This is a genomic window from Rhodopirellula sp. P2 (assembly GCF_028768465.1).
Classification (GTDB): domain Bacteria; phylum Planctomycetota; class Planctomycetia; order Pirellulales; family Pirellulaceae; genus Rhodopirellula.
The window spans coordinates 6,897,314-6,917,508 of the sequence record NZ_CP118225.1 but is presented as its reverse complement, the minus strand read 5'-3'; the positions used below and the strand labels follow the sequence as shown (position 1 = coordinate 6,917,508).

Annotated in this window: 13 protein-coding genes; 9 read left to right on the top strand and 4 right to left on the bottom strand. The window is 57.7% G+C overall.

The window, feature by feature from the left end; translation table 11 throughout:
• The first annotated feature begins 132 nt into the window (after window positions 1-132).
• Both PSR62_RS24255 and PSR62_RS24250 read left to right on the top strand, forming a co-directional pair.
• Complete coding sequence (locus tag PSR62_RS24255; RefSeq protein ID WP_274405534.1) at window positions 133-327, top strand: hypothetical protein; 195 nt, start codon at window positions 133-135, stop codon at window positions 325-327.
• Between the two features lie 1,657 nt (window positions 328-1,984).
• On the top strand, window positions 1,985-4,126 hold the full coding sequence (locus PSR62_RS24250) for an FAD-dependent oxidoreductase (protein ID WP_274405533.1): 2,142 nt from the start codon (window positions 1,985-1,987) through the stop codon (window positions 4,124-4,126).
• 88 nt (window positions 4,127-4,214) lie between these two features.
• On the opposite strand, the gene PSR62_RS24245 is transcribed toward PSR62_RS24250, so the two are convergent.
• The gene (locus tag PSR62_RS24245) at window positions 4,215-5,222 is read right to left on the bottom strand and encodes a DUF1573 domain-containing protein (RefSeq protein ID WP_274405532.1); all 1,008 of its coding nucleotides are present in this window, start codon (window positions 5,220-5,222) and stop codon (window positions 4,215-4,217) included.
• A 316-nt stretch (window positions 5,223-5,538) separates the two neighbouring features.
• On the opposite strand from PSR62_RS24245, the gene PSR62_RS24240 reads away from it, so the two are divergent.
• The gene (locus PSR62_RS24240; RefSeq protein ID WP_274405531.1) at window positions 5,539-7,404 is read left to right on the top strand and encodes a hypothetical protein; all 1,866 of its coding nucleotides are present in this window, start codon (window positions 5,539-5,541) and stop codon (window positions 7,402-7,404) included.
• 390 nt (window positions 7,405-7,794) lie between these two features.
• Window positions 7,795-9,042 (top strand): ISL3 family transposase, encoded by a 1,248-nt coding sequence (locus tag PSR62_RS24235; protein WP_274405530.1) that lies wholly within the window; start codon window positions 7,795-7,797, stop codon window positions 9,040-9,042.
• Here PSR62_RS24235 and PSR62_RS24230 read toward each other — a convergent pair.
• Window positions 8,957-10,399, bottom strand: coding sequence for a serine/threonine protein kinase (locus PSR62_RS24230; protein ID WP_274405528.1), 1,443 nt, complete (start codon window positions 10,397-10,399; stop codon window positions 8,957-8,959). The two genes, PSR62_RS24235 and PSR62_RS24230, sit on opposite strands and share 86 nt — an antisense overlap.
• A 590-nt stretch (window positions 10,400-10,989) precedes the next feature.
• On the opposite strand from PSR62_RS24230, the gene PSR62_RS24225 reads away from it, so the two are divergent.
• The 3 genes from PSR62_RS24225 (at window position 10,990) to PSR62_RS24215 (ending at window position 14,692) form a co-directional block, all read left to right on the top strand.
• A complete protein-coding gene (locus PSR62_RS24225) occupies window positions 10,990-11,445 on the top strand; it encodes a hypothetical protein (protein WP_274405527.1) in 456 nt (151 codons plus the stop codon).
• 49 nt (window positions 11,446-11,494) lie between these two features.
• Complete coding sequence (locus PSR62_RS24220; protein ID WP_274405526.1) at window positions 11,495-12,589, top strand: DUF1559 domain-containing protein; 1,095 nt, start codon at window positions 11,495-11,497, stop codon at window positions 12,587-12,589.
• Between the two features lie 183 nt (window positions 12,590-12,772).
• Entirely contained in the window at window positions 12,773-14,692 is a 1,920-nt protein-coding gene (locus tag PSR62_RS24215) for a LamG-like jellyroll fold domain-containing protein (RefSeq protein ID WP_274405525.1), read from the top strand.
• Window positions 14,693-14,746: 54 nt separating this feature from the next.
• On the opposite strand, the gene PSR62_RS24210 is transcribed toward PSR62_RS24215, so the two are convergent.
• Window positions 14,747-16,240 carry a hypothetical protein gene (locus PSR62_RS24210; protein WP_274405524.1) on the bottom strand — a complete coding sequence of 498 codons (1,494 nt, stop codon included), beginning with the start codon at window positions 16,238-16,240 and terminating at the stop codon, window positions 14,747-14,749.
• 140 nt (window positions 16,241-16,380) lie between these two features.
• Between PSR62_RS24210 and PSR62_RS24205 the strand changes: the two genes are divergently transcribed.
• Window positions 16,381-17,265: a DMT family transporter gene (locus PSR62_RS24205; protein WP_274405523.1), complete on the top strand. Its 885-nt coding sequence runs from the start codon at window positions 16,381-16,383 to the stop codon at window positions 17,263-17,265.
• A 26-nt stretch (window positions 17,266-17,291) separates the two neighbouring features.
• Here the strand turns inward: PSR62_RS24205 and PSR62_RS24200 are convergent, their stop codons facing one another.
• A complete protein-coding gene (locus tag PSR62_RS24200) occupies window positions 17,292-18,437 on the bottom strand; it encodes an alpha/beta hydrolase (RefSeq protein WP_274405522.1) in 1,146 nt (381 codons plus the stop codon).
• Between the two features lie 122 nt (window positions 18,438-18,559).
• Between PSR62_RS24200 and ribA the strand changes: the two genes are divergently transcribed.
• Window positions 18,560-19,780 (top strand): GTP cyclohydrolase II, encoded by a 1,221-nt coding sequence (ribA, locus tag PSR62_RS24195; RefSeq protein WP_274405521.1) that lies wholly within the window; start codon window positions 18,560-18,562, stop codon window positions 19,778-19,780.
• The last annotated feature ends 415 nt before the right edge of the window (window positions 19,781-20,195 follow it).

Here is a 20,195-nt window from a genome sequence, read left to right as displayed (position 1 = left end):
ACTGGGGGAACCTGTGGGCGGGCATGTGACCTTGGGTTGAAACCCAAGGCTGGCGGCTGCCGTCGCTCCGCGACTAGGAATTCGCAAAGTCCGAGGGGCCATCGCTCATCGCTGGACAACGAATGATCCCGCATGTTGGGTGGCACCTTACGGAATGCTGGAAATCCCAACCGCGGAGCGGTGACATTTGCCAGCCTCGGGTTTCAACCCGAGGTCTCCAACGGCAAGAACGAGCACAATCAAGCCGCGGAGCGGCGACAGGTGGTTGCGACGCTTCCCCAACTGTCGTCGCTCCGCGACTGGGTGAACCTGTGGGCGGGCATGTGACCTTGGGTTGAAACCCAAGGCTGGCGGCTGCCGTCGCTCCGCGACTGGGAATTCGCAAAGTCCGAGGGACCATTGCTCATCGCTCGACAACGAACGATCCCGCATGTTGGGTGGCACCTTACGGAATGCTGGAAATCCCAACCGCGGAGCGGTGACATTTGCCAGCCTCGGGTTTCAACCCGAGGTCCAACGGCAAGAGCGAGCACAATCAAGCCGCGGAGCGGCGACAGGTGGTTGCGACGCTTCCCCAACTGTCGTCGCTCCGCGACTGGGTGAACCTGTGGGCGGGCATGTGACCTTGGGTTGAAACCCAAGGCTGGCGGCTGTCGTCGCTCCGCGACTGGGAATTCGCAAAGTCCGAGGGACCATCGCTCATCGCTCGACAACGAACGATCCCGCATGGTGGGTGGCACCTTACGGAATGCTATGGTGGGTGGCACCTTACGGAATGCTGGAAATCCCAACCGCGGAGCGGTGACATTTGCCAGCCTCGGGTTTCAACCCGAGGTCCAACGGCAAGAGCGAGCACAATCAAGCCGCGGAGCGGCGACAGGTGGTTGCGAGGCTTCCCCCGACTGCCGTCGCTCCGCGACTGGGTGAACCTGTGGGCGAGCATGTGACCTTGGGTTGAAACCCAAGGCTGGCGGCTGTCGTCGCTCCGCGACTGGGATCCCGCATGGTGGGTGGCACCTTACGGAATGCTCATGGTGGGTGGCACCTTACGGAATGCTGGAAATCCCAACCGCGGAGCGGTGACATTTGCCAGCCTCGGGTTTCAACCCGAGGTCCAACGGCAAGAACGAGCACAACCAAGCCGCGGAGCGGCGACAGGTGGTTGCGAGGCTTCCCCAACTGCCGTCGCTCCGCGACTGGGTGAACCTGTGGGCGGGCATGTGACCTTGGGTTGAAACCCAAGGCTGGCGGCTGCCAGTCGCTCCGCGACTGGGAATTCACAAAGTCCGAGGGACCATCGCTCATCGCTCGACAACGAACGATCCCGCATGGTGGGTGGCACCTTACGGAATGCTGGAAATCCCAACCGCGGAGCGGTGACATTTGCCAGACTCGGGTTTCAACCCGAGGTCCAACGGCAAGAACGAGCACAATCAAGCCGCGGAGCGGCGACAGGTGGTTGCGAGGCTTCCCCAACTGTCGTCGCTCCGCGACTGGGGGAACCTGTGGGCGGGCATGTGACCTTGGGGTGAAACCCAAGGCTGGCGGCTGCCGTCGCTCCGCGACTAGGAATTCGCAAAGTCCGAGGGGCCATCGCTCGTCGCTCGACAACGAACGATCCCGCATGGTGGGTGGCACCTTACGGAATGCTGGAAATCCCAACCGCGGAGCGGTGACATCTGCCAGCCTCGGGTTTCAACCCGAGGTCCAACGGCAAGAGCGAGCACAACCAAGCCGCGGAGCGGCGACAGGTGGTTGCGAGGCTTCCCCCAACTGTCGTCGCTCCGCGACTGGGTGGACCTGTGGGCGGGCATGTGACCTTGGGTTGAAACCCAAGGCTGGCGGCTGCCAGTCGCTCCGCGACTGGGAATTCACAAAGTCCGAGGGACCATTGCTCATCGCTCAACAACTAAAGTGATGGGCTCCCTCCGATTTCACTCACAACCATTCGCCAAGTTGTGAGCCCCGCTCAAGGAAAGTTCCCATGTCACACCGCCAGCCTGTTGTTTCGAATCCCTTCGTTTGGGTTGCGTTTGGCATGCTGGTGCTCTGCCCAACGCTCCAAGCCCAAGAACCAACTCCCCGAACCGCAGGCAACCTGGCGGATGTCACGACCGCGGATGTGATTGTCTATGGCTCGACACCAGGAGGTTTTTGTTCCGCGATCGCTGCCGCTCGCGAAGGAGCTTCGGTCATCCTGTTGGAACCGACCGAGCATGTCGGCGGTCTGAACACAGGTGGCTTGAGTCACTGCGACTCGAACCAGATGGTTCGCAGCACGCTGATGGGGCTGTTCGATGAGTGGCACACGCGAGTGGTGAAGGACTACACCGACCGAGGTCTGCAAGCTCCCTACAACCCGGCCAAGAAAGACCAGTCGCGTTGGACGTTTGAGCCGCATGTGGCGATGCGGGTGACCTTGCAAATGTTGGACGAGGCCGGGGTCACGGTCCTGGCACAGCATCCTCTTCAATCGGTCACGATGAAGGGGCCTCGCATCACCTCGCTGAGCACGACGAAAGGAAGGTTCACGGCCAGAGTTTTTGTGGACGGCACCTACGAGGGCGACCTGATGGCGGCTGCGGGAGTCGACTGGACCATCGGCCGAGAAGGGCGTGAGGAATACGGTGAATCGCTGGCCGGAAAACAAACCCCAAAGCCGAAGATGAACATCAACGGCTTCGACGATCAGGGCAAGCCATTGCCGTTGGTCACCGCCCTGCATGTCGGGGACGGAAACGCCGGTGACCAAAACGTGATGACCTACAGCTTTCGGCTGTGCCTGACCGCGGAAGCTGACAATCGGGTGCCGATGCCGAAACCCACTCACTACGACCCGGCAAGGTTCGAGATTGTTCGCCGGGCGCTCCTGGCGGGCGAAACCCGTGTGGGCTTTGACCTGTACCCACTGCCCGGCGACAAACTCGATGGCAACAACTCGATCGGCGGGCAATTTTCCATCGGCTTGGTTGGTGGAGGCAACGACTGGCACGCGGCCGACGAAGCGGGGCGAAGGAAGATCTGGGAAGCCCACAAACAGTACACCCTGGAGTTCTATCACTTCCTGACCACCGACCCTGTCGTGCCCCCGTCGATGCGGGAGCGTTACGCCAGGCTGGGCCTTTGCAAAGACGAATTCGCGAGCCACGATCACTTCTCGCCGGCGCTCTACGTCCGCGAATCTCGAAGAATGAAGGGACTGTCGGTCATCAGCCAAAAGGACATTCTCGAATCTCCCGAAAAAGAGGATCCAATTGCAATCTCGTCGTTTCCAATCGACTCGCATGACTGCCAACGGATTGCACTTCCAGGCGGCGGGGTGATCAACGAAGGGACGATCTTCCCCGTGCGAAGAACGAATCCCAAGCAGGGCTACGCCTACCATGTTCCTTACCGGTCGATCCTGCCCAAACCAGAGCAGTGTGACAACTTGTTGGTTCCGGTTGCCCTGTCTTGCACACACGTTGGGATCTCGTCGCTGCGAATCGAGGGAGCTTGGATGGCGATTGGTCAGGGAGCCGGTGTCGCGGCGGCCTTGGCGGCAGAGGCCGATCTGCCAGTCCACGAACTGGCTTACTCAAAGCTTCGTGAACGGCTACTCGCACAAGGTCAGGTTCTGGAACTGCCTGACGTGCCGGAGCCAACCGCTCCCCGTGGAGCCATTGCCGCGAAGTCGTTGCCGGGAATCGTGCTGGATGATTCCCGAGCGGAACTCTCGGGCAACTGGTCAGGCTCCACGAACTTCCAACCCCACATCGAGACGGGCTACATCTATTGCGGGGAAAAGGATTCTGAGTCGAAAGGCGACGGGAACACGACTGCCAGCTTTCGATTCAAGGTTCCAAAGTCGGGTCGATACGAAGTGCTGATGGCTTACTCGGCCCACGAAAGCCGAGCCAAGAAGGTTCCTCTGACGGTCTCCACTGGGGACTCCCAGCTTTCGTTCCAGGTGGATCAGACCATCCCGCTGCCACCCGGAGAACACTTTCGCTCAGTCGCCACGGTGGCCCTCTCGACCGAGACGGAATCCGTCATCCGAATCACGAACGCTGACACGTCTGGCTTCGTGATTGTCGACGCCCTGCAGCTGTTGCCCGTGGAATCCAAGTCAGTCACCGAGGAGTGAAGGTGGCGACGTCTTCATTGAGCGGCATAAAAAAAGCCTGCGATCGAAACATTCGATCGCAGGCTTTGTGCTGTTGGAACGCCCGAGTTCACTGAGCTTGAGCGACTTGTTCTGCCGCGATGTCTGCCGTCACGATGGCTTTCGCGGTCACGGCGTTTTCGCCTCGTGTGCGAATCACCATGGGAACACGTTGGTTCCCACGCGCGGTGTCGGCGGTCAGCGTCAGGTCGACCATGTGGATCATTCGTTCGTCTTCGCTGGCCGAGAACTCCACTTTCCAGCCTTCGCATTCGATCGACTCAATCGCGAAAGGCTTGCGACCCCGAATCGCCAAACGTTGGGAAATGCTGTCGCCTTGCTGGATCGTTCCAACCGCGATGGATTGGGGAGCAATCGAAAGCGCTGATTCCACGGTGCCGATCACTCGCAAAGGAACGTTCGGCATGCTGCGGTCATTGGTTTGGATGATCAGTTCGTCTTGGAAGTAGCCTTCCGGAGCGTCTTCACGCACTTCGACGGACAGTTCGTAGTTGGCTTTGCCAGCACCACGTTCGGTTTGCTTGAACGAAGGCACCAACCAAGGCGTGTTGGAGCGGACGTCGACAACCTGCCAGTCACTTCGGCCGGCGTAGAACAACTTGGTTGCTCCTGTTTTGGGTTCGCCTTGATTGACGGTCCCCAGTTCGATCGCACCGGGGTGGAACACCATGTCGCTGCGGATGTAACCGTCGACCCGCAATTGAACTTCGCTGTAAAACGGTTTGTCGATGACAACCGTCAGCGTCGCACCCTTTTTGCCGCGGAAGGTGGGGGTGTTGAACCGAGCTAAGATCGATCCGGACTCGCCGGGAGCGATCGTTGCGGTTTCGATGATCGCGGTGGTGCAACCACAGCTCTCACGGATGGACCGGATATGCAGATCCGAGCTGAACGTGTTGACCACCGGAAAACGAAATTCCGTTTTGGAGGCGACCGCAACCGTTCCAAAATTGTGCGTCTTCACCGGGAACACCGTTTGAGTCCAATCCGCTCTCGCAGAGGAACCCAGGGCCGACCCCAAAAAGACAAACGCCACCATCCACACTCGACTGTTCATTCGATCCCCTCCTGAGGGGAGCTGCGAGGAAACATGTTCACCTGAAATGCCCATCCATCGGCATTGGCTCGAGGTTGACCATTTGCTAGCAACAACGCGAAGGTCGGGTGCATCCACAATCGATCAACGATCTCGTGTGAATCGTACCGAGATGCCTCAGATGGACAAGCTCGATTGGGGGGAGAATTTGTGGAAACCAATGAAATTCAGCGAATCCGTGAAGAATGAGTGGATCAAATTGACGTTGTTGCCGAGGGGGCGATTTTCGTAGCGTCTGGCCGGTTGATTGTCTCCCGTCTCCGATGCCAGGTTCGTCATGTCTGCGCCCCGTCTGCTCCTCCTGCTCTCGCTCACCGAATGGTCTGTTCGACCATCCTCGCTGACACGCTCAGGACTGGCCATCGCTCTCCTGGCCACCGGATTCACCAGTGCGGGCTGCCATCGCTCGCGGTTGTTCTCACCGCTCAACGGCCGACCGGGTATCGAACAACACGCCAACCAGGGACCTTCGGACATCTTCATCTCGGGTGAGGATGCCGCCCCCGAGACGCTGCTTGAAGAAGTCCCGCAACGTTTGGCGACGGCGAAAACACCGATCACTCGAAAGAATTCGAGTTCAACAACCGCTGCGACCCCGTCCAGCACGACCCCGCCCAGCACGACTTCGGCTCCTGCTCAAACCACCACCTCTGGATCCGAGTCCGACGATTTGTCGTCACGAGATTCGGCGGCAATCACTCGGCAAGTCAGCTACGTCAGCGACTCGCCGTCCAGCCCAGATGAAAAGGGCACGCCCGAACCCGCGTCGTCACCGGACACTTACGCGGGCGTCGACGTCAGCATGGTCATGAATGCGTTGAAGGATCATCCGCCTGAGGTGCAGCGAGAGGCGATTCGCCGCTTGGTCGCGATGTCTTACAAAAAGGCCCAACCCACCCAGCAACCGGCCGGGATCGACAACTTGTTGGCGGCCTCGCTGGACTCGTTGCCCGATCTGCCGGATGAAGTGGTGGATCGCGGACTGACGCCACAACGCATCGCGGCAAAGAATTTCCCCCCCTCCCCATCGAAGGAGTCTTCCACAAGCCCCGTTGCCCATGTCGCTCAGACCACTCCACCACTTTCTGAATTCAATCTGACCGACCAGGTGCTCGAAGACGTCTTCGAAGGAGACTCCTTGAGCGACCAAGGCAAGGTGGCCGCTGCGACTGCTGGTGGTGAGAACAACCCCTTGCCGGCTGGTTCACCTTCAACCGAATCGGATGTCCCGGCGGTTTGGAACTTCTCGGACAAGGTGGCGGATGACACCGGCGCGTCGCATTCGCTGTCGGATCAAACGAACGCCATCGCCAACCAAGACGGCCTGCCAACGAACGTTCAACAGGTCTCGGCCACGCAATCGCCAGACTCTCAAACGCCTGTCATTCAACCAGCGGCCAGCGTCGCCCAAGCCGTCAACGTGGAGTCGCTCAGTGACTCGGAACTGTATGACGCACTGCTAAAACGACTCGAGCAAACCGAACCCAACGAATCCGACGCCCAGAAACAACGTCGCCAGATTATCAAGCGTCACTTGATGGTTCTCTCGGGAGACCCGGATCAGGCGGTCGACAAACTGGAGGGCCTGACCACGCAAGAACAAGAGTACCTGCGTCACCAGTTGCTCGGTCTGTGGACCATCATCGATCCCAACGGGCACCCGGTGCCTTCGCGGCGTTTCAGTTCCGCCTTGCCACAAATCCGACAAGCCACGGAGTTCCTTGCCGCAGCCTCCGATTCACTGGATGTTCGGGCCTTGGAGTTCTGCACCGAGATTGAAGCCTACGGGCAAATCAAACCGTTCCCCAAACGTCAGTTTGATCCTGGACAACAAGTCATCTTGTACTGCGAGATCGAAAACTTCGTGGCCAAGAAAATCAGCCAGGGGAGCAACCAAGGCTTCGAAACCATGTTGCAAGGCAGCTACGATCTGCTCGATGAATCAGGGCGTCGTGTTGCCAGCCAATCGTTGCCGGTCGACAAACAATTGTCGCAGAACAAACTTCGTGATTACTTCATCGCCTACCAAATGTACTTGCCCGATTCGCTCGAACCGGGACGCTATCGCCTGCGCTTGACAATGGAAGATGTCCATGGAAAGAAGTACGGCCAGAACGAAGTCACCTTCGAGATCAAACGCTAGCTCGACTTCGACGCCACGCTGTCCAGGCCCCCGCTGCAAGCATGCAACCTTGCGCGAAAAACGCCGGCGCAATCACGAGAAAGACCAAGGTCGTTGCTACCACGCGGCCTTCGTAAATTTTCGGCTCTTCCGCCGAATCAGTGGGTGGAAGCGTTTTGGGACGTGGTTGAAATGGGGGCCGTGCGTCGACCTCGGCTCGGGCTCAGCAGAATGGGGCCGCCCCTCCCGCCTCGCCTTCGCATCGACCTGGGCCGGGCCAGTGTCAGGCCGATGCGAAGGCGAGGCGGAAGGGGCTCCAGCAATTACGTCACAAAAAAGAAGATGCATCTTGCCGGACACTGAGCTATTGATGTTGTTGCAACACTTCAGCAACATCCCAGGACCGACAAGATGCAGCTCAAAACTATCCTCAACCGAGCCGAAAAGCAAAAGGGGTTTGTCTACACAAGCATCCGTTGGAGCGAGGACAACCAAGCGATCTGGATCAGCATCAAGCCACACGCGCGAAGTCGCCCTGTTTGCAGCGGCTGCGGAAAGAAACGCCCCGGATACGACACCCGAGGAGAAAGGCGGTTCGAGTTTGTGCCGCTGTGGGGTTTCCCGGTGTTCTTTCTTTACGCGATGAGGCGAGTTGCCTGCCCCGCCTGTGGCGTGGTGATCGAGAAAGTTCCTTGGGCTGATGGAAAGCATCGCAGCACTTACAGCTATCGAATTTTTCTCGCCGCTTGGGCCAAGCGACTGAGTTGGAAGGAAACCGCGTTGATCTTTGGCACCAGCTGGGACACGGTCTACCGGGCGATTGACTGGGTGGTTCGTTGGGGACTGATTCACCGGGAAATCGGCCCGGTCGAAGCAATTGGCGTCGATGAGATTGCCTACCGTCGAGGACACAAGTACCTGACGCTGGTCTACCAGATTGATGCCGACTGCCGACGGTTGCTTTACGTCGCTCGGGATCGAACCGAGGAAAGTCTGCGTGGTTTTTTCAATGCCGTTCCAGAGACATCGATTCAGAGCTTGAAGTTCATTTGCACTGACATGTGGCGTCAGTACATGAACGTGATCGCCGAGAAGGCCGCCGATGCGGTTCACATCTTGGACCGATACCACGTGATGAAGAAGTTCGGCGATGCACTCAACAAGGTTCGGGTTGAGGAGGCCCGGCAGTTGAAAGCGGATGGCTATGAAGAGGTGCTCAAAGGGTCTCGATGGTGCCTTCTAAAACGCCCAGAGAATCTGACGGACAAGCAAACGGTCAAGCTTGATGATCTCCTGCAATACAACCTGAAGAGCATCAAAGCTTATCTGATGCGAGAAGACTTCCAACGGTTCTGGAGCTACCAAAGTCCGGCCTGGGCAGGCAGGTTTCTCGATCAATGGTGTACTCGAGCGATGCATTCGAAAATCGAACCGATGAAGGGCATGGCACGCACACTACGCAGGCACCGAACGCTACTGTTGAACTGGTTTCTCGCTCGTGGTGAAATCTCCAACGGTAGCGTCGAGGGCATGAACACCAAAGCCAAACTGGCGTTGAGAAAGGCCTACGGTTTCAAATCGTATAAAACGATCGAAATCGCCCTGTATCACCAGCTAGGAAAGCTCCCTGAGCCAAATCAAACCCACCGATTCTGCTGACGAGGCAAATTTTCAAAGTGGGACCACTGCTAAACAAATTGGTCGCTTGGAAAACCGACCAAACCATCGACGCAAAGCTCATGAATGCCGCCCAACGAAAATGCTTGGTGCCTCGTACCATCAGTGAGCCGGCGTGAGCACCGAGCAAGTGGAACGGAACCACCACCAGAACCACAAAGAAGATGAACTCAGGCAATGCCGCAGCGAGCTCCGGTACATTGGAATAACGCTGCCAGACCAACACCCCGCCGACCGCAGCCCATGCCCAAACCAGGACATTGATCCCAATGACGGCCCATCCAAAAATTCTCTCAAGCGGCCCGTGGTAGAGTTCGTATCCCAAACGCTCCACGATGCTGGGAGCTCTGGCTTCGACCGGCTGATCGCTCAGAAATCTCTGCAGGTCGGCCTCCAATGCCGCAGCCGATTCGTAGCGTAGGTCCGGATCGCGTCTCAGGCACTTCAAACAGATCGCCTGCATTGCATCGGAAAGATCAGGCCGATGTTTCTTCGGCCCATCGATCGGGGAATGGTGCAGCATCAACACGGCCTCGGCAAAATTATCCGGCGTCAAAGGAGTCGTTCCGGTGAGCATCTGGTACAGCATCACGCCCAACGAATAGAGATCGCTCTTCGGTGTGATTTGCCGATTGCCAAACATCGCTTGTTCGGGCGCAATGTAGCGAGGCGTCCCCGCAACCCTCGTCGTTGTCGCGACGGTCGAATCCGTGCTCGCACAAAGACCAAAGTCCAGCACCACGGGCCTCTGCGTTTCGCCATCCGACGACTGCTGCATCAGAATGTTCTGCGGCTTCAAATCGCGGTGAATGATTCCTGCGTCATGACCGTACTGAACCGCATTGGCGATCTGAATCATCCATCGGGCAGCCTCTCTCTCAGACATTGGCGACGACTGATCCGCCAACCAATCGCCTAAATGCTTCCCAATCAAGTAGGGCATGACGTAGTAGTGCAAATCATCCTGCACTCCACTGCCGTAGATGGAAATGATCCCAGGATGATCCAACTTGGCCGCCGCTCGAGCCTCGTCTTGAAACCGCCGGATCGCAACGGCGTCTCGAACAATTTCCGGCCGAGCAATCTTGATCGCCACGTCGCGTCGGAGCTTTTCATCGCGAGCGAGGTACACAATTCCGAACCCTCCTCGTCCAATTTCTTGGATGAGTTCGTACCCGCCGACGCCCCCTTGAAGATGCCGAGCCGACCAAATTTGCGGGGATTCAATCGCACCCAATAAAGACGACGACTGCCCCGCCGATACCGTCTCTTCGGAATCCGCCTCGACGCCGTCTTGAGTGGTCGTGATATCTCGCGTTCGTTCCGTACTGTTTTCCATGCTGTTTATCCAGTGTCACCACACAAGACGAGAACTTCTGTTTCGTGTGGATCGTGTTAGCTGGTGAACAAAGGTAAAGAACGACCACCGAAGAATCGAGCCCCACCTCATTCAGAGGTCAGGCTGTTTTTAAGTGCCAATCCAGCAGTGTCTTGAGACTCCCGCCCGCGCAGCGGGAGGGGTCGGAAAGAGAGCGTTCCGCGAAATTTCCGGGGGAGCGGCAATGCACGCCACCTCCCATGCCCGGCCACCTCCCTCGCGCACGCCTGATCGGCGTCGCTCGACCTCACCCAAAACTTCGTTTCGGGAGAGGTTCTCTAAGGCAGAAAACCGCCAAACCCCAGCACCAGAAGACGGCACGACCTCTTCATGCGAAAGGATCCGCCGCTAAGCAGGTACGCAGGTGTCATCGGGTATGTGAGCCCGATCATTCCAGCCGACCTGCTTAGTCCCTGCCTGGAGTTGATCGATTGATTCGCAAGAGATTCATCGAACTCGTACCTGCTCACCACAGCACCTTCACATTGAGCTTCTATAAATCACGCCTCATTCAAATCTGTCCGGCCATCCCCTTTGCGAACACTTCTCCGATGAAACCATTTGTTGCGTTGTTGCTCCTAACAACCTCTTTGCTCGCCACCGGTTGCGATTCGGAACCAGCTCTTCATCCGATCAGCGGCCACATCACGCTTGGCGGCAAACCCTACGATCGTTTGCTTGTCTATGTCCGTCCGGTCGACGAAAGCGTCAATCAATACAACCTCGGTGTTGGCGAAACGGATGCCACCGGAAAGCTGTTCCTTCGCTCGACCGCCGGTGAAGGACTCGCAACCGGAAAGTATCGCGTCAGCTTCTCTTGCATCGTCAGTGGCAAAGGTCAAACGGTTGGACCCAGCGATGAAAAGCTGGATGACGATCGACGCTTGATCACCAAAGACATTGTCCCTCCCGCCTACGGCGATGGAGGTGAATCGAGGCTCGAATTCGAGGTTGTCCCAGGCACTGACAACCACATCGAATTCGACATCCCATCCAAACAGTCTTGAACCATCCTCCTTTCGTTCTCATTACACTTTCTTTCGCGAGACCATTCAAATGAAACGCCGCAACCTTCAACACCGGCCAGGCTTCACCCTTGTCGAATTGTTAGTGGTCATTGCCATCATCGGTATTCTTGTCGGCTTGCTACTCCCTGCCGTCCAATCAGCTCGAGAAGCAGCTCGACGAATGCAATGCAGCAACAACCTCAAGCAACTGGGTTTGGCGACGCATAACTTCGCCTCCGCATACGACGAAGATCTGCCAATGCTTGGCGAAGCTCAGGAAGGAGGCCACTGGAGTGCGTTCATTATGCCTTTCTGTGAACAATCCAGCCTCTTTGAAGCTCTCACGTTTGGATCGACCAACTGGGCGGCAGGCACCGCTCTCAGCGGCGCTGACATTTCCTCGGCCAATCCACGCGACCGCCAAGTGGCCGCCTGCGAGATGCCGATCAGCGTCATGCGATGTCCTTCATCGATCGCCCCCGAAGGCATTTTCGATGCCTCGGTCTATTCACCACCTTGGTTTGTCGCCTCCCGCGCACCAGCCAACTACCTGGCCGTTGTCACCGGCATTCAGCCCAATGACTGGAAGCCTTCGTGGGGATGGGGACGCGCCAATCAACCCACGTGGGGCGACAGCCAAACAACCAAACACCACTCCGAACTCGACGGCATGATCCAAACGCGTCCTCCCGAGCGAGCTCGCATCGCACAAGGCGGCATGGGAGGAGCCACCAAGTTCCGCGACGTGATCGACGGCCTCTCCAACACCCTGATGTTTGGCGAAGCCATCCCCGACCCTGAACTGGCCTCGATCGCATCCACGGCAGAAGATGCCAACTCGGGTCGCAAGGATCACTGGGCGATTGGTGGGGACGACTTCGACAACTGGGAAGGCACCGACTGGTCCGAAATGGGCGGCTCGACCGCTGTCCCAATCAACTATGCCAAACCGATTGACATCCCCACGGCAGACGACTCACCTGAATGGGGCGCTTATGAAGTCAGCTTTGGCAGCCAGCACACCGGCGGAGCACAATTCTGCGTGGGCGACGGATCGGTTCGTTTCATCACGGACTCCATTGACCTGACACTGTTCTCAGCTTTGGGCACCCGAGATGGCGGAGAAGTCGTGGAACAGCCCTAAGACAATCACTTCCTTGAGAAGCAGGTCGGCGGGAATGATCGGGCATGGCGATGTGAGCCGTTTGGGCGTTAGCCCCGGTTGTACGTAGGAGCAACATCGCTCGCCAACACGTTCCAAATGCCGAAAGACTCAGCCGGTCTGCTGAACACTTCCTTGAATCGTTTTTCTTCTTTGAGTTCCCCAATGCGTTCGACACACTCCATGTTCTTCCGTCCCAGCATCTGCCTTCTCTTGCTTGTCACCTCCTGGTCGACAGTCGCCGGGCACGATGGACCGGACCCTCGGGCGCATTGGGTCTTTGGAACACCGTTCTTCCAAGACGGGAATCTGAAAAGCCAACTCGGCCCAAGCTTGACCGGCAAGGGATCGCCCAGGCTCGAAGACACCGACGGACTCAATGCCATTCGGCTGGAAGGAGCTCGGGCATTCTTCGTCGCCGACCAACCTTGGCCTGAATTGCAAAAGAAGCTTCCTCAGGAAGCGATCACGATTGCCGCTTGGGTTTCTCTCGACGAAATGACGCAGTACGGAGGCATCGTCTGCGCCCTGCAAGACAATGGCGACTCCGAACAAGGTTGGGCCCTTGGGTACAACGACAAAACATTCTCGTTTGCCCTTTCCAGTCAGGATGCCGATGACGGAAATGGCATGATGACCTACTTGAACGGGAACACCGAAGTGACGCTCGGAAAGTGGTACCACGTTGCGGGTGTTTACGATGGCGAAACCATGCAACTCTGGGTCAACGGAAAACTCGATGCGGAATCCGACGCCCAGGGTGGTCCGATCTTGTACCCCGATGAAACCGATCTCGCAGTCGGTGCCTACCTCGACCGAAACGAATCGTTTCCGATGAACGGGCGATTGGCCAAGATCGCGGTCTATGACCTGGCCGCCAAACCCGCTTGGATTGAACATGACTTTGAACATCAAAAAGCCTGGGCAGAGCTTCCACCAACCGCGAAAAAGAAAGCTCCTTTGGACTTCCTGGTCGCCCCGTTTCTGCAGTACGCCACCACCGACAGCATCCGCGTGGTTTGTGAAACCAACGCGGAATGCAAGGTGACCGTGCGGTTCGGAGAAACGGCCGAATTCGACCGCGAGAGCAACGCTGAATCCGCTGACCGAACCATCCACTCGACGTTGCTGGATGGACTGACTCCTGAGACCGGGCACTACTATCAAGTCACCGCAACGGATCTGGAAACCCAAGTGTCGGTGGAAAGCAAAGTGCTCTCTTTCCAAACCGCTTCGCTGCCCGAAACACCGTATGCCTTTGCCGTCATCTCGGACACACAAGGCAATCCAGCCGTCAGCGGAAAGGTCGGCGAATTGGCCTGGGGTCTGCGTCCAAACTTCTTGGTGGTCCCCGGTGACCTCGTCAGCACAGGGACGATCAAGAACGAATGGGTCTATCAGTTTTTCTCCAGCATGAACCCGCTGATCTCCCGAGTTCCATTTTATCCCGTTTTGGGAAATCACGAGCGGAATGCGGATCACTACTATCGATACATGGACCTGCCCGCTCCTGAATACTACTACTCATTTCGATATGGAAACGCCGCGTTCTTCATGCTCGATTCCAACAAGGAAATGGGACCCGACAGCGAACAGTACCAATGGCTCGAAAAGCAACTCGCGGCACTGGAAACGGAAAAAGAATCCGGCAAAGTGGTGTGGACGTTTGTCAGCTTCCACCACCCCGCGTATTCATCGGATGAAAATGATTACGGAGATCTCTGGAAAGGCAAAAGCAATTGGGGCGACCTTCGAATCCGCCCAATGACCAAATTGTTCGATCGTTTTGGCGTGGACATCGTTTGGAATGGGCACATCCACTCCTACGAACGCACCTGGAAAATGCACAACGACAAACCTCAGAATGACCGAGGCACGATCTACATGATCACCGGCGGAGGTGGTGGAGGGCTGGAACAAGCCGGCCCGATCCGGCCTCCGTTCCAACAAACGGTTCGTCGCGGACACCACTTTGTTTACGTCGCGGTCAATGGCAAAGAACTGCAACTCAAATCATACGATCTGAACGGGCAACTCTTCGACACCGTTACCGTGACGAAACAAACCGGCATGACCAACCAATAACGAGCCTTCCGGTCCTCGCAAGTTCGCTGGTGGACGCCACGGTAGGTGGGCGTCTCATTGCAACTCGGCGTCGTTCAATCCGTTGCCGGCGGCGAGTTGATGCAAGTACTCTTCGAGGTTTGTGTATCCATCGCCGTCTTGGTCGTCATTGGGTCCGCTCGCGAGCGAGCCGAAGCGTTGTTCTTCCCACCGATCGGCCATGCCATCGTCGTCCGTGTCGACCGGAACCGACTTCATTCCCGTGAGTTGGGGCCAGCCGCCCACCTCAGACGGATGACTCACGAATCCGCCGGTTCCGTTGAGAACATCGTTGAAGATTCGCGTGTCGACAGCATCCTTGACCAGATTGGCGCCCGCACCGCCGATCACCCCGTCTCGGATGGCCGTGGCTGACATGCTGGCCACGTGCTGCAGCGGGAAGTCGAAGGGCATGGAGGATTGCCACGCGGTCGGGGCGGGCTCCTGCATGTAGGTGCCGCAGCCCGACTCGCAGCCGATCGCATTCCACTCCGGGTCGCTTTGGGAAGGCCGCTTGCTGTTGATGTTTCCTCGCGCGTACGCCGTCACACCCTTGTTGATCGCGATCGCATAGCGGGAGGTGGAAGTGTTGGGCCCCGCCATGTGATAGTTGTTGATGAAGTTGACCGTTACCGCGGTGTCGTTGTCTGAAAAGACGGTGCCAAAACTGCCAAAGTTGTAGATCAAATTATTGACCAACTCGAACTTCGTTCCACCGCCGACGCCACCGCCTATCAATGGGTTTCGCTGGTTGTTGTGAGCAAAGAGGTTGTTGTAGAAAGTCACTTCGTCGCTGCCGTTGCCGACTAGCGGCCCCATCGAGTGAGGATTCGGGTAGGCAGCATGCTCGGTGTCGGTCGTGTAAGCGTGTGTGCTGTTGTAAAGCGCTTCCGAGAAAATGCAGTTCTGGAATGTCATCCGAGTGGGGCCATAAGGATTGACCAATTCATCGGTGCTCCACGAAAAACTGCAATGGTCAAAGATGAAATCGGTTCCCGTTCCAGTCAGCAGCAGGTTGTCACCATCCACTTCAGGAGGCAGGCCGGGACCGCGGCGAAATCTCAGATACCGGCAAATCAGATTGCTGCCACCAGAAACAACCACCAGGGTATTCGAGGTGGTGCCCTGATTGATCTTCAAGGTGATGCCTTCTCCGCCGCTTCGAAAAGCTGTCTCGCCGGCAATCGTTTTGTTCGATGTGATCTTGATTCGGCTTTGCAGGTTGATCGTTCCGGATACTTCGAAGACGACGTACGCGGCACCCTCCGTCTGCAAGGCGGCCCTGAGACTCCCGGGCCCCGAGTCCTTGAGATGTGTGACTTTTCTGACCTCGCCACCACGGCCACCCGTCGCGTTCCTGCCCCAACCGAGAGCATCGGGAAACGCGGGCATCCGAGCCTCCACGCCGACGTGTGATGACTCATCCCGATTGGTGCCAAGGTCGTTGACGCGTTCGTCTGCCGGACTGTATGAACCGGCCAAGCACAACATTCCCAGGATGACACCAACAAAAACAGAGGATCGGTTCATGTGCATTCTCTTGATGTGATTTCCGGCAGTGGCGATTCGTGTCAGCCCGACCAGTTTACACGGCCAGACGCCACGAACTCGGTGGACGACCACCTGGGTTCAACTATCGCGTCGAACGGGCAAGCGGTATCGTTTCCGCCATGCACCTCTTACTTCCTTTGCTGGCCAGCGTTCTCTTTGTCTGCGGCCTGATCTTTGTCAAACGAGTCAGCCGATCCTCCGTCCGTCCGGACGGTGTCGGACAAGTCACGCTGTTGTTCTGCGTGAACATCGGCTCCTCTGCGCTGATGTCGCTGCTGTGGCTCTTCGACGGGCCGGAAACCTACTGGTTGAATTTCTGGCAACCTGCGATTGTGGCGTTGCTGTTCATGTTGGGATTGGTGCTGACCTTCACCGCCGTGGAAGTCGGGGATGTTTCCATCGCAGCCCCTGTGTTTGGTGTGAAGGTCGTGTTCGTGACCTGTTTGCTGGCATTCTCGTCGGCCACGGGTGTCCCCCACGCGATCTGGGGAGCGGCTCTGTTGGCGGCAACCGGGATCGCATTGATTCAGTGGACTGGCCAGCATCATCCGCGGCGGATCGGATTGACAATCGCATTGGCGCTCGGTGCGGCGTCTTGCTACGCCACGTTTGATTTGTTGGTCCAACGTTGGTCACCGGCCTGGGGATCCACCCGGTTGTTGCCCGCGGTGTTCCTCATCGTCGCGGCACTCTCTCTGCTCGCGCTGCCCTGGGTTCGATGGCAACCGATGGTCTCTCACGGCAACTGGAAGTTGCTCGTTCCCGCGATCATCTTGCTGGCTTGCCAAGCGTTCTGCATCACGATTGCGGTCTCGGTATTCGGCGACGCGGCACGACTGAATGTCGTCTATTCGCTTCGCGGTTTGTGGGGCGTGTTGTTGGCTTACGCCGCTGCCCGAATTTGGGGCGGCGCGGAAGCCGACCTCAGCGGCAAACTGCTGCTGATGCGATTGTCGGGCGCGGTTCTGTTGACGTTCGCCGTTGCCTTGGCCGTGTTGTCTTGATCCGGAATCAAAACGAGATCCATCCGTCACGATGACGAGGGTTGCAACAATTGCGTGACAAAGAAGTCCTTGATTCGCTGCTTCGTGGTGGGGTGAAACAGCGTCATCATGTGGCATTGGTTTTCGATCACTGTCAAGGTAACTGCCACGCCGGCGTCCATCAAAGCGGCCGCGAATTTCTGACTGTTTTCCAGCGGGACCAACAAATCCTTTTCCCCATGGATCAACTGCATCGGTGGATCGCCGGGGGAGACATGGGCGGTCGGCGAGGCTCCCAGGTAATTGTTGGGCACTTCACGTGGCGTCCCACCCAAGAAGTAACTCAGGCCCGCGTTGTCATCCGGGACGATCCGGAAATCGCACGGCGGACCACCCGCACACACCGCGGCGATCGGCGGCAACTGTTCCCAACGAGGGTCATCGGATCCCCACTCGCTGGCCAGCATTTGAGTCGGTCGATCCTCATTGCTCAGCACTCCAATCAAGGCCGACAAGTGGCCTCCTGCCGAGTAGCCAAACATCCCGACCCGATTCAGATCAATTTTCCAAGCGTCTGAATGCTCGACCAACTGCAACAGGACTTGTCGCACATCGTCGACCTGCCGCGGGAATTGGTGCTGCGGTGCCAAGCGATAATTCATGTTGAGGACGACAAATCCCAATTGGGCCAACCGATCGCAATACGCTCGCAAAGTCCATTTGTCACCGATTGCCCAGCCACCACCGTGGATCATCAAGATGGCCGGACGAGGTGGACCTTCGACAAAAACTTCGCCTGCGTCGTTGGTCGAAACGCGGTGCTGATCCGAAATCGGCAGATGCAAGTCAAACAGCCCCGCGCTGCCATCGGCGTCGCTGTAGCGGAGATCAAGAAACTGCTGCACCTCCACGGGGGGCCCCAGGTCGGCTGCCACCTCGGCAACGGGTTCCACACTGGCGGGTTCAACGGCAGCGGGGGCGCTGGCAGGAGCCATCTTCACTGCGTTGGTCGTTCCGCCGTCATCGGACCACGCGGCTCCCGAGGGCAGAAACGCCCCCAAGGCCAGAACGCAACTCGCCAGCAGGTTCCACGGACGCAGGCTTGGCAAAGTCCGTCCGTCTCGCCCCCCACCAATCCCGCTGGCGATTTCTCGCGACGGCAAGTAACTGCAGGGAAAGGATGAGAGCATCATGGTTGGGTCCGTAGGCGTGGTTTCCATCGCACGTATAATACGGGCAGGTCCAGCGTCGAGTCATTGCCATTTCGTCGCATGGTCCCCCTCTTTCCCCGCATCGCCGACCTGATCTGCCCAATATGTCATCCTCGATTGACTTGAACACGATTCCTGAAGCCGTCGAAGCCATCGCCCGAGGCGAAGTCATCATCGTGATTGACGCGGAGGACCGTGAAAACGAGGGCGATTTCATCTGCGCGGGTGAAAAAGCGACCCCAGAACTGATCAATTTCATTTTGGGCGGGCGTGGACAGTTGTGCGTTTCGGTGTTGCCTGAGGTCTGCAAGCGGCTGGAATTGTCGCCGGTCGTCCCTCAAAACAACGCCCCGCTGCAGACCGCGTTCATGACGCCAATCGATATCGCCACCGCGAAAACGGGCATCACGGCCGCTGAGCGAAGTGAAACGATTCGTCGCCTGACGGATCCCGAAGCCACGGAAGAGGACTTCGTGCGTCCCGGCCACGTGTACCCATTGCTGGCCAAAGAAGGCGGCGTGCTACGTCGGGCAGGACACACCGAAGCGGCGATCGACCTGTCTCGGATGGCGGGTTTGGCACCCGTCGGTGTGCTCTGCGAAGTGCTGAACGAATCGGGCGACCGTGCCTCGCGAGATGACTTGGCGAAACTGGCCAAGGAACACAATCTGAAAATCATCAGCATCGAACACCTGATCGCACACCGACGCGTGAGCGAAAAACTGGTCAGTCGCGCTGCCACTTCGGAACTGCCAACCCGGTACGGCGACTTCGAAATCATCGTTTACAACGTCAACTACGAAGCCCAAGAACCCATTGCGATTGTTTTCGGTGACCTGACCGCTCCCGGCACGCCACCGCTGGTTCGCATGCACAGCAGCTGCTTCACCGGGGATTTGATTCAATCCCTGCGTTGCGATTGTGGAGACCAACTTCACATGGCACTGGACATGATCAGTCGTGAAGGCCGAGGTGCGTTGATCTATCTGCCGCAGGAAGGCCGGGGCATCGGGTTGGCTCAAAAGATCCGGGCCTACGCTTTGCAAGACAAGGGCATGGACACGGTCGAAGCCAACCACGCGCTTGGATTCAAAGCCGACATGCGTGACTACGGCGTCGGACTCCAGATTCTGAAAGACCTTGGGCTGTCAGAGGTTCGTTTGTTGACCAACAACCCGAAGAAAACCAAAGCCTTCAACCTCCGCGGCTTTGATCTGAAAGTTGTCGACCAAGTCCCCATCGTTCCTCCTAGCAACGAACACAATGTGCGTTACTTGGAAACCAAACGCGAAAAAATGGGTCACCAGTTGCCGCCACTCTCGTGAACCTTCCCACCGAAGATTCAGGGAGGGCTGCCTCCGAGACGTCCTTGCGATTTGCCGTGTTGCATCACCGCGTGCCGAGCGGCGGCAGCCCCAAACGTGCTGACCCAAATTGGAATGCCTCGGATTCGAAAGGCTTGGATTCGAAAGGCTCGGATCCAACTGGCTGCGATCCAACGGCCCAGGCAACCGTCGCACGTGGCGATCACTTTGACTGGTTGTTCGAACTGCAAAGCGGCGGCGAGCAACTTTGGACCTTTGCCACGCCCATCGTGCCGTTGGCACCGGCAAACAAGATTCCGATGGTGCGTTTGCCGGATCACCGCCGGCTTTACTTGGATTACGACGGCCCGGTTTCCAACAACCGAGGCGTTGTCACCCGGATCGCATCGGGCACTCACCGAATCCTCCGATCCGA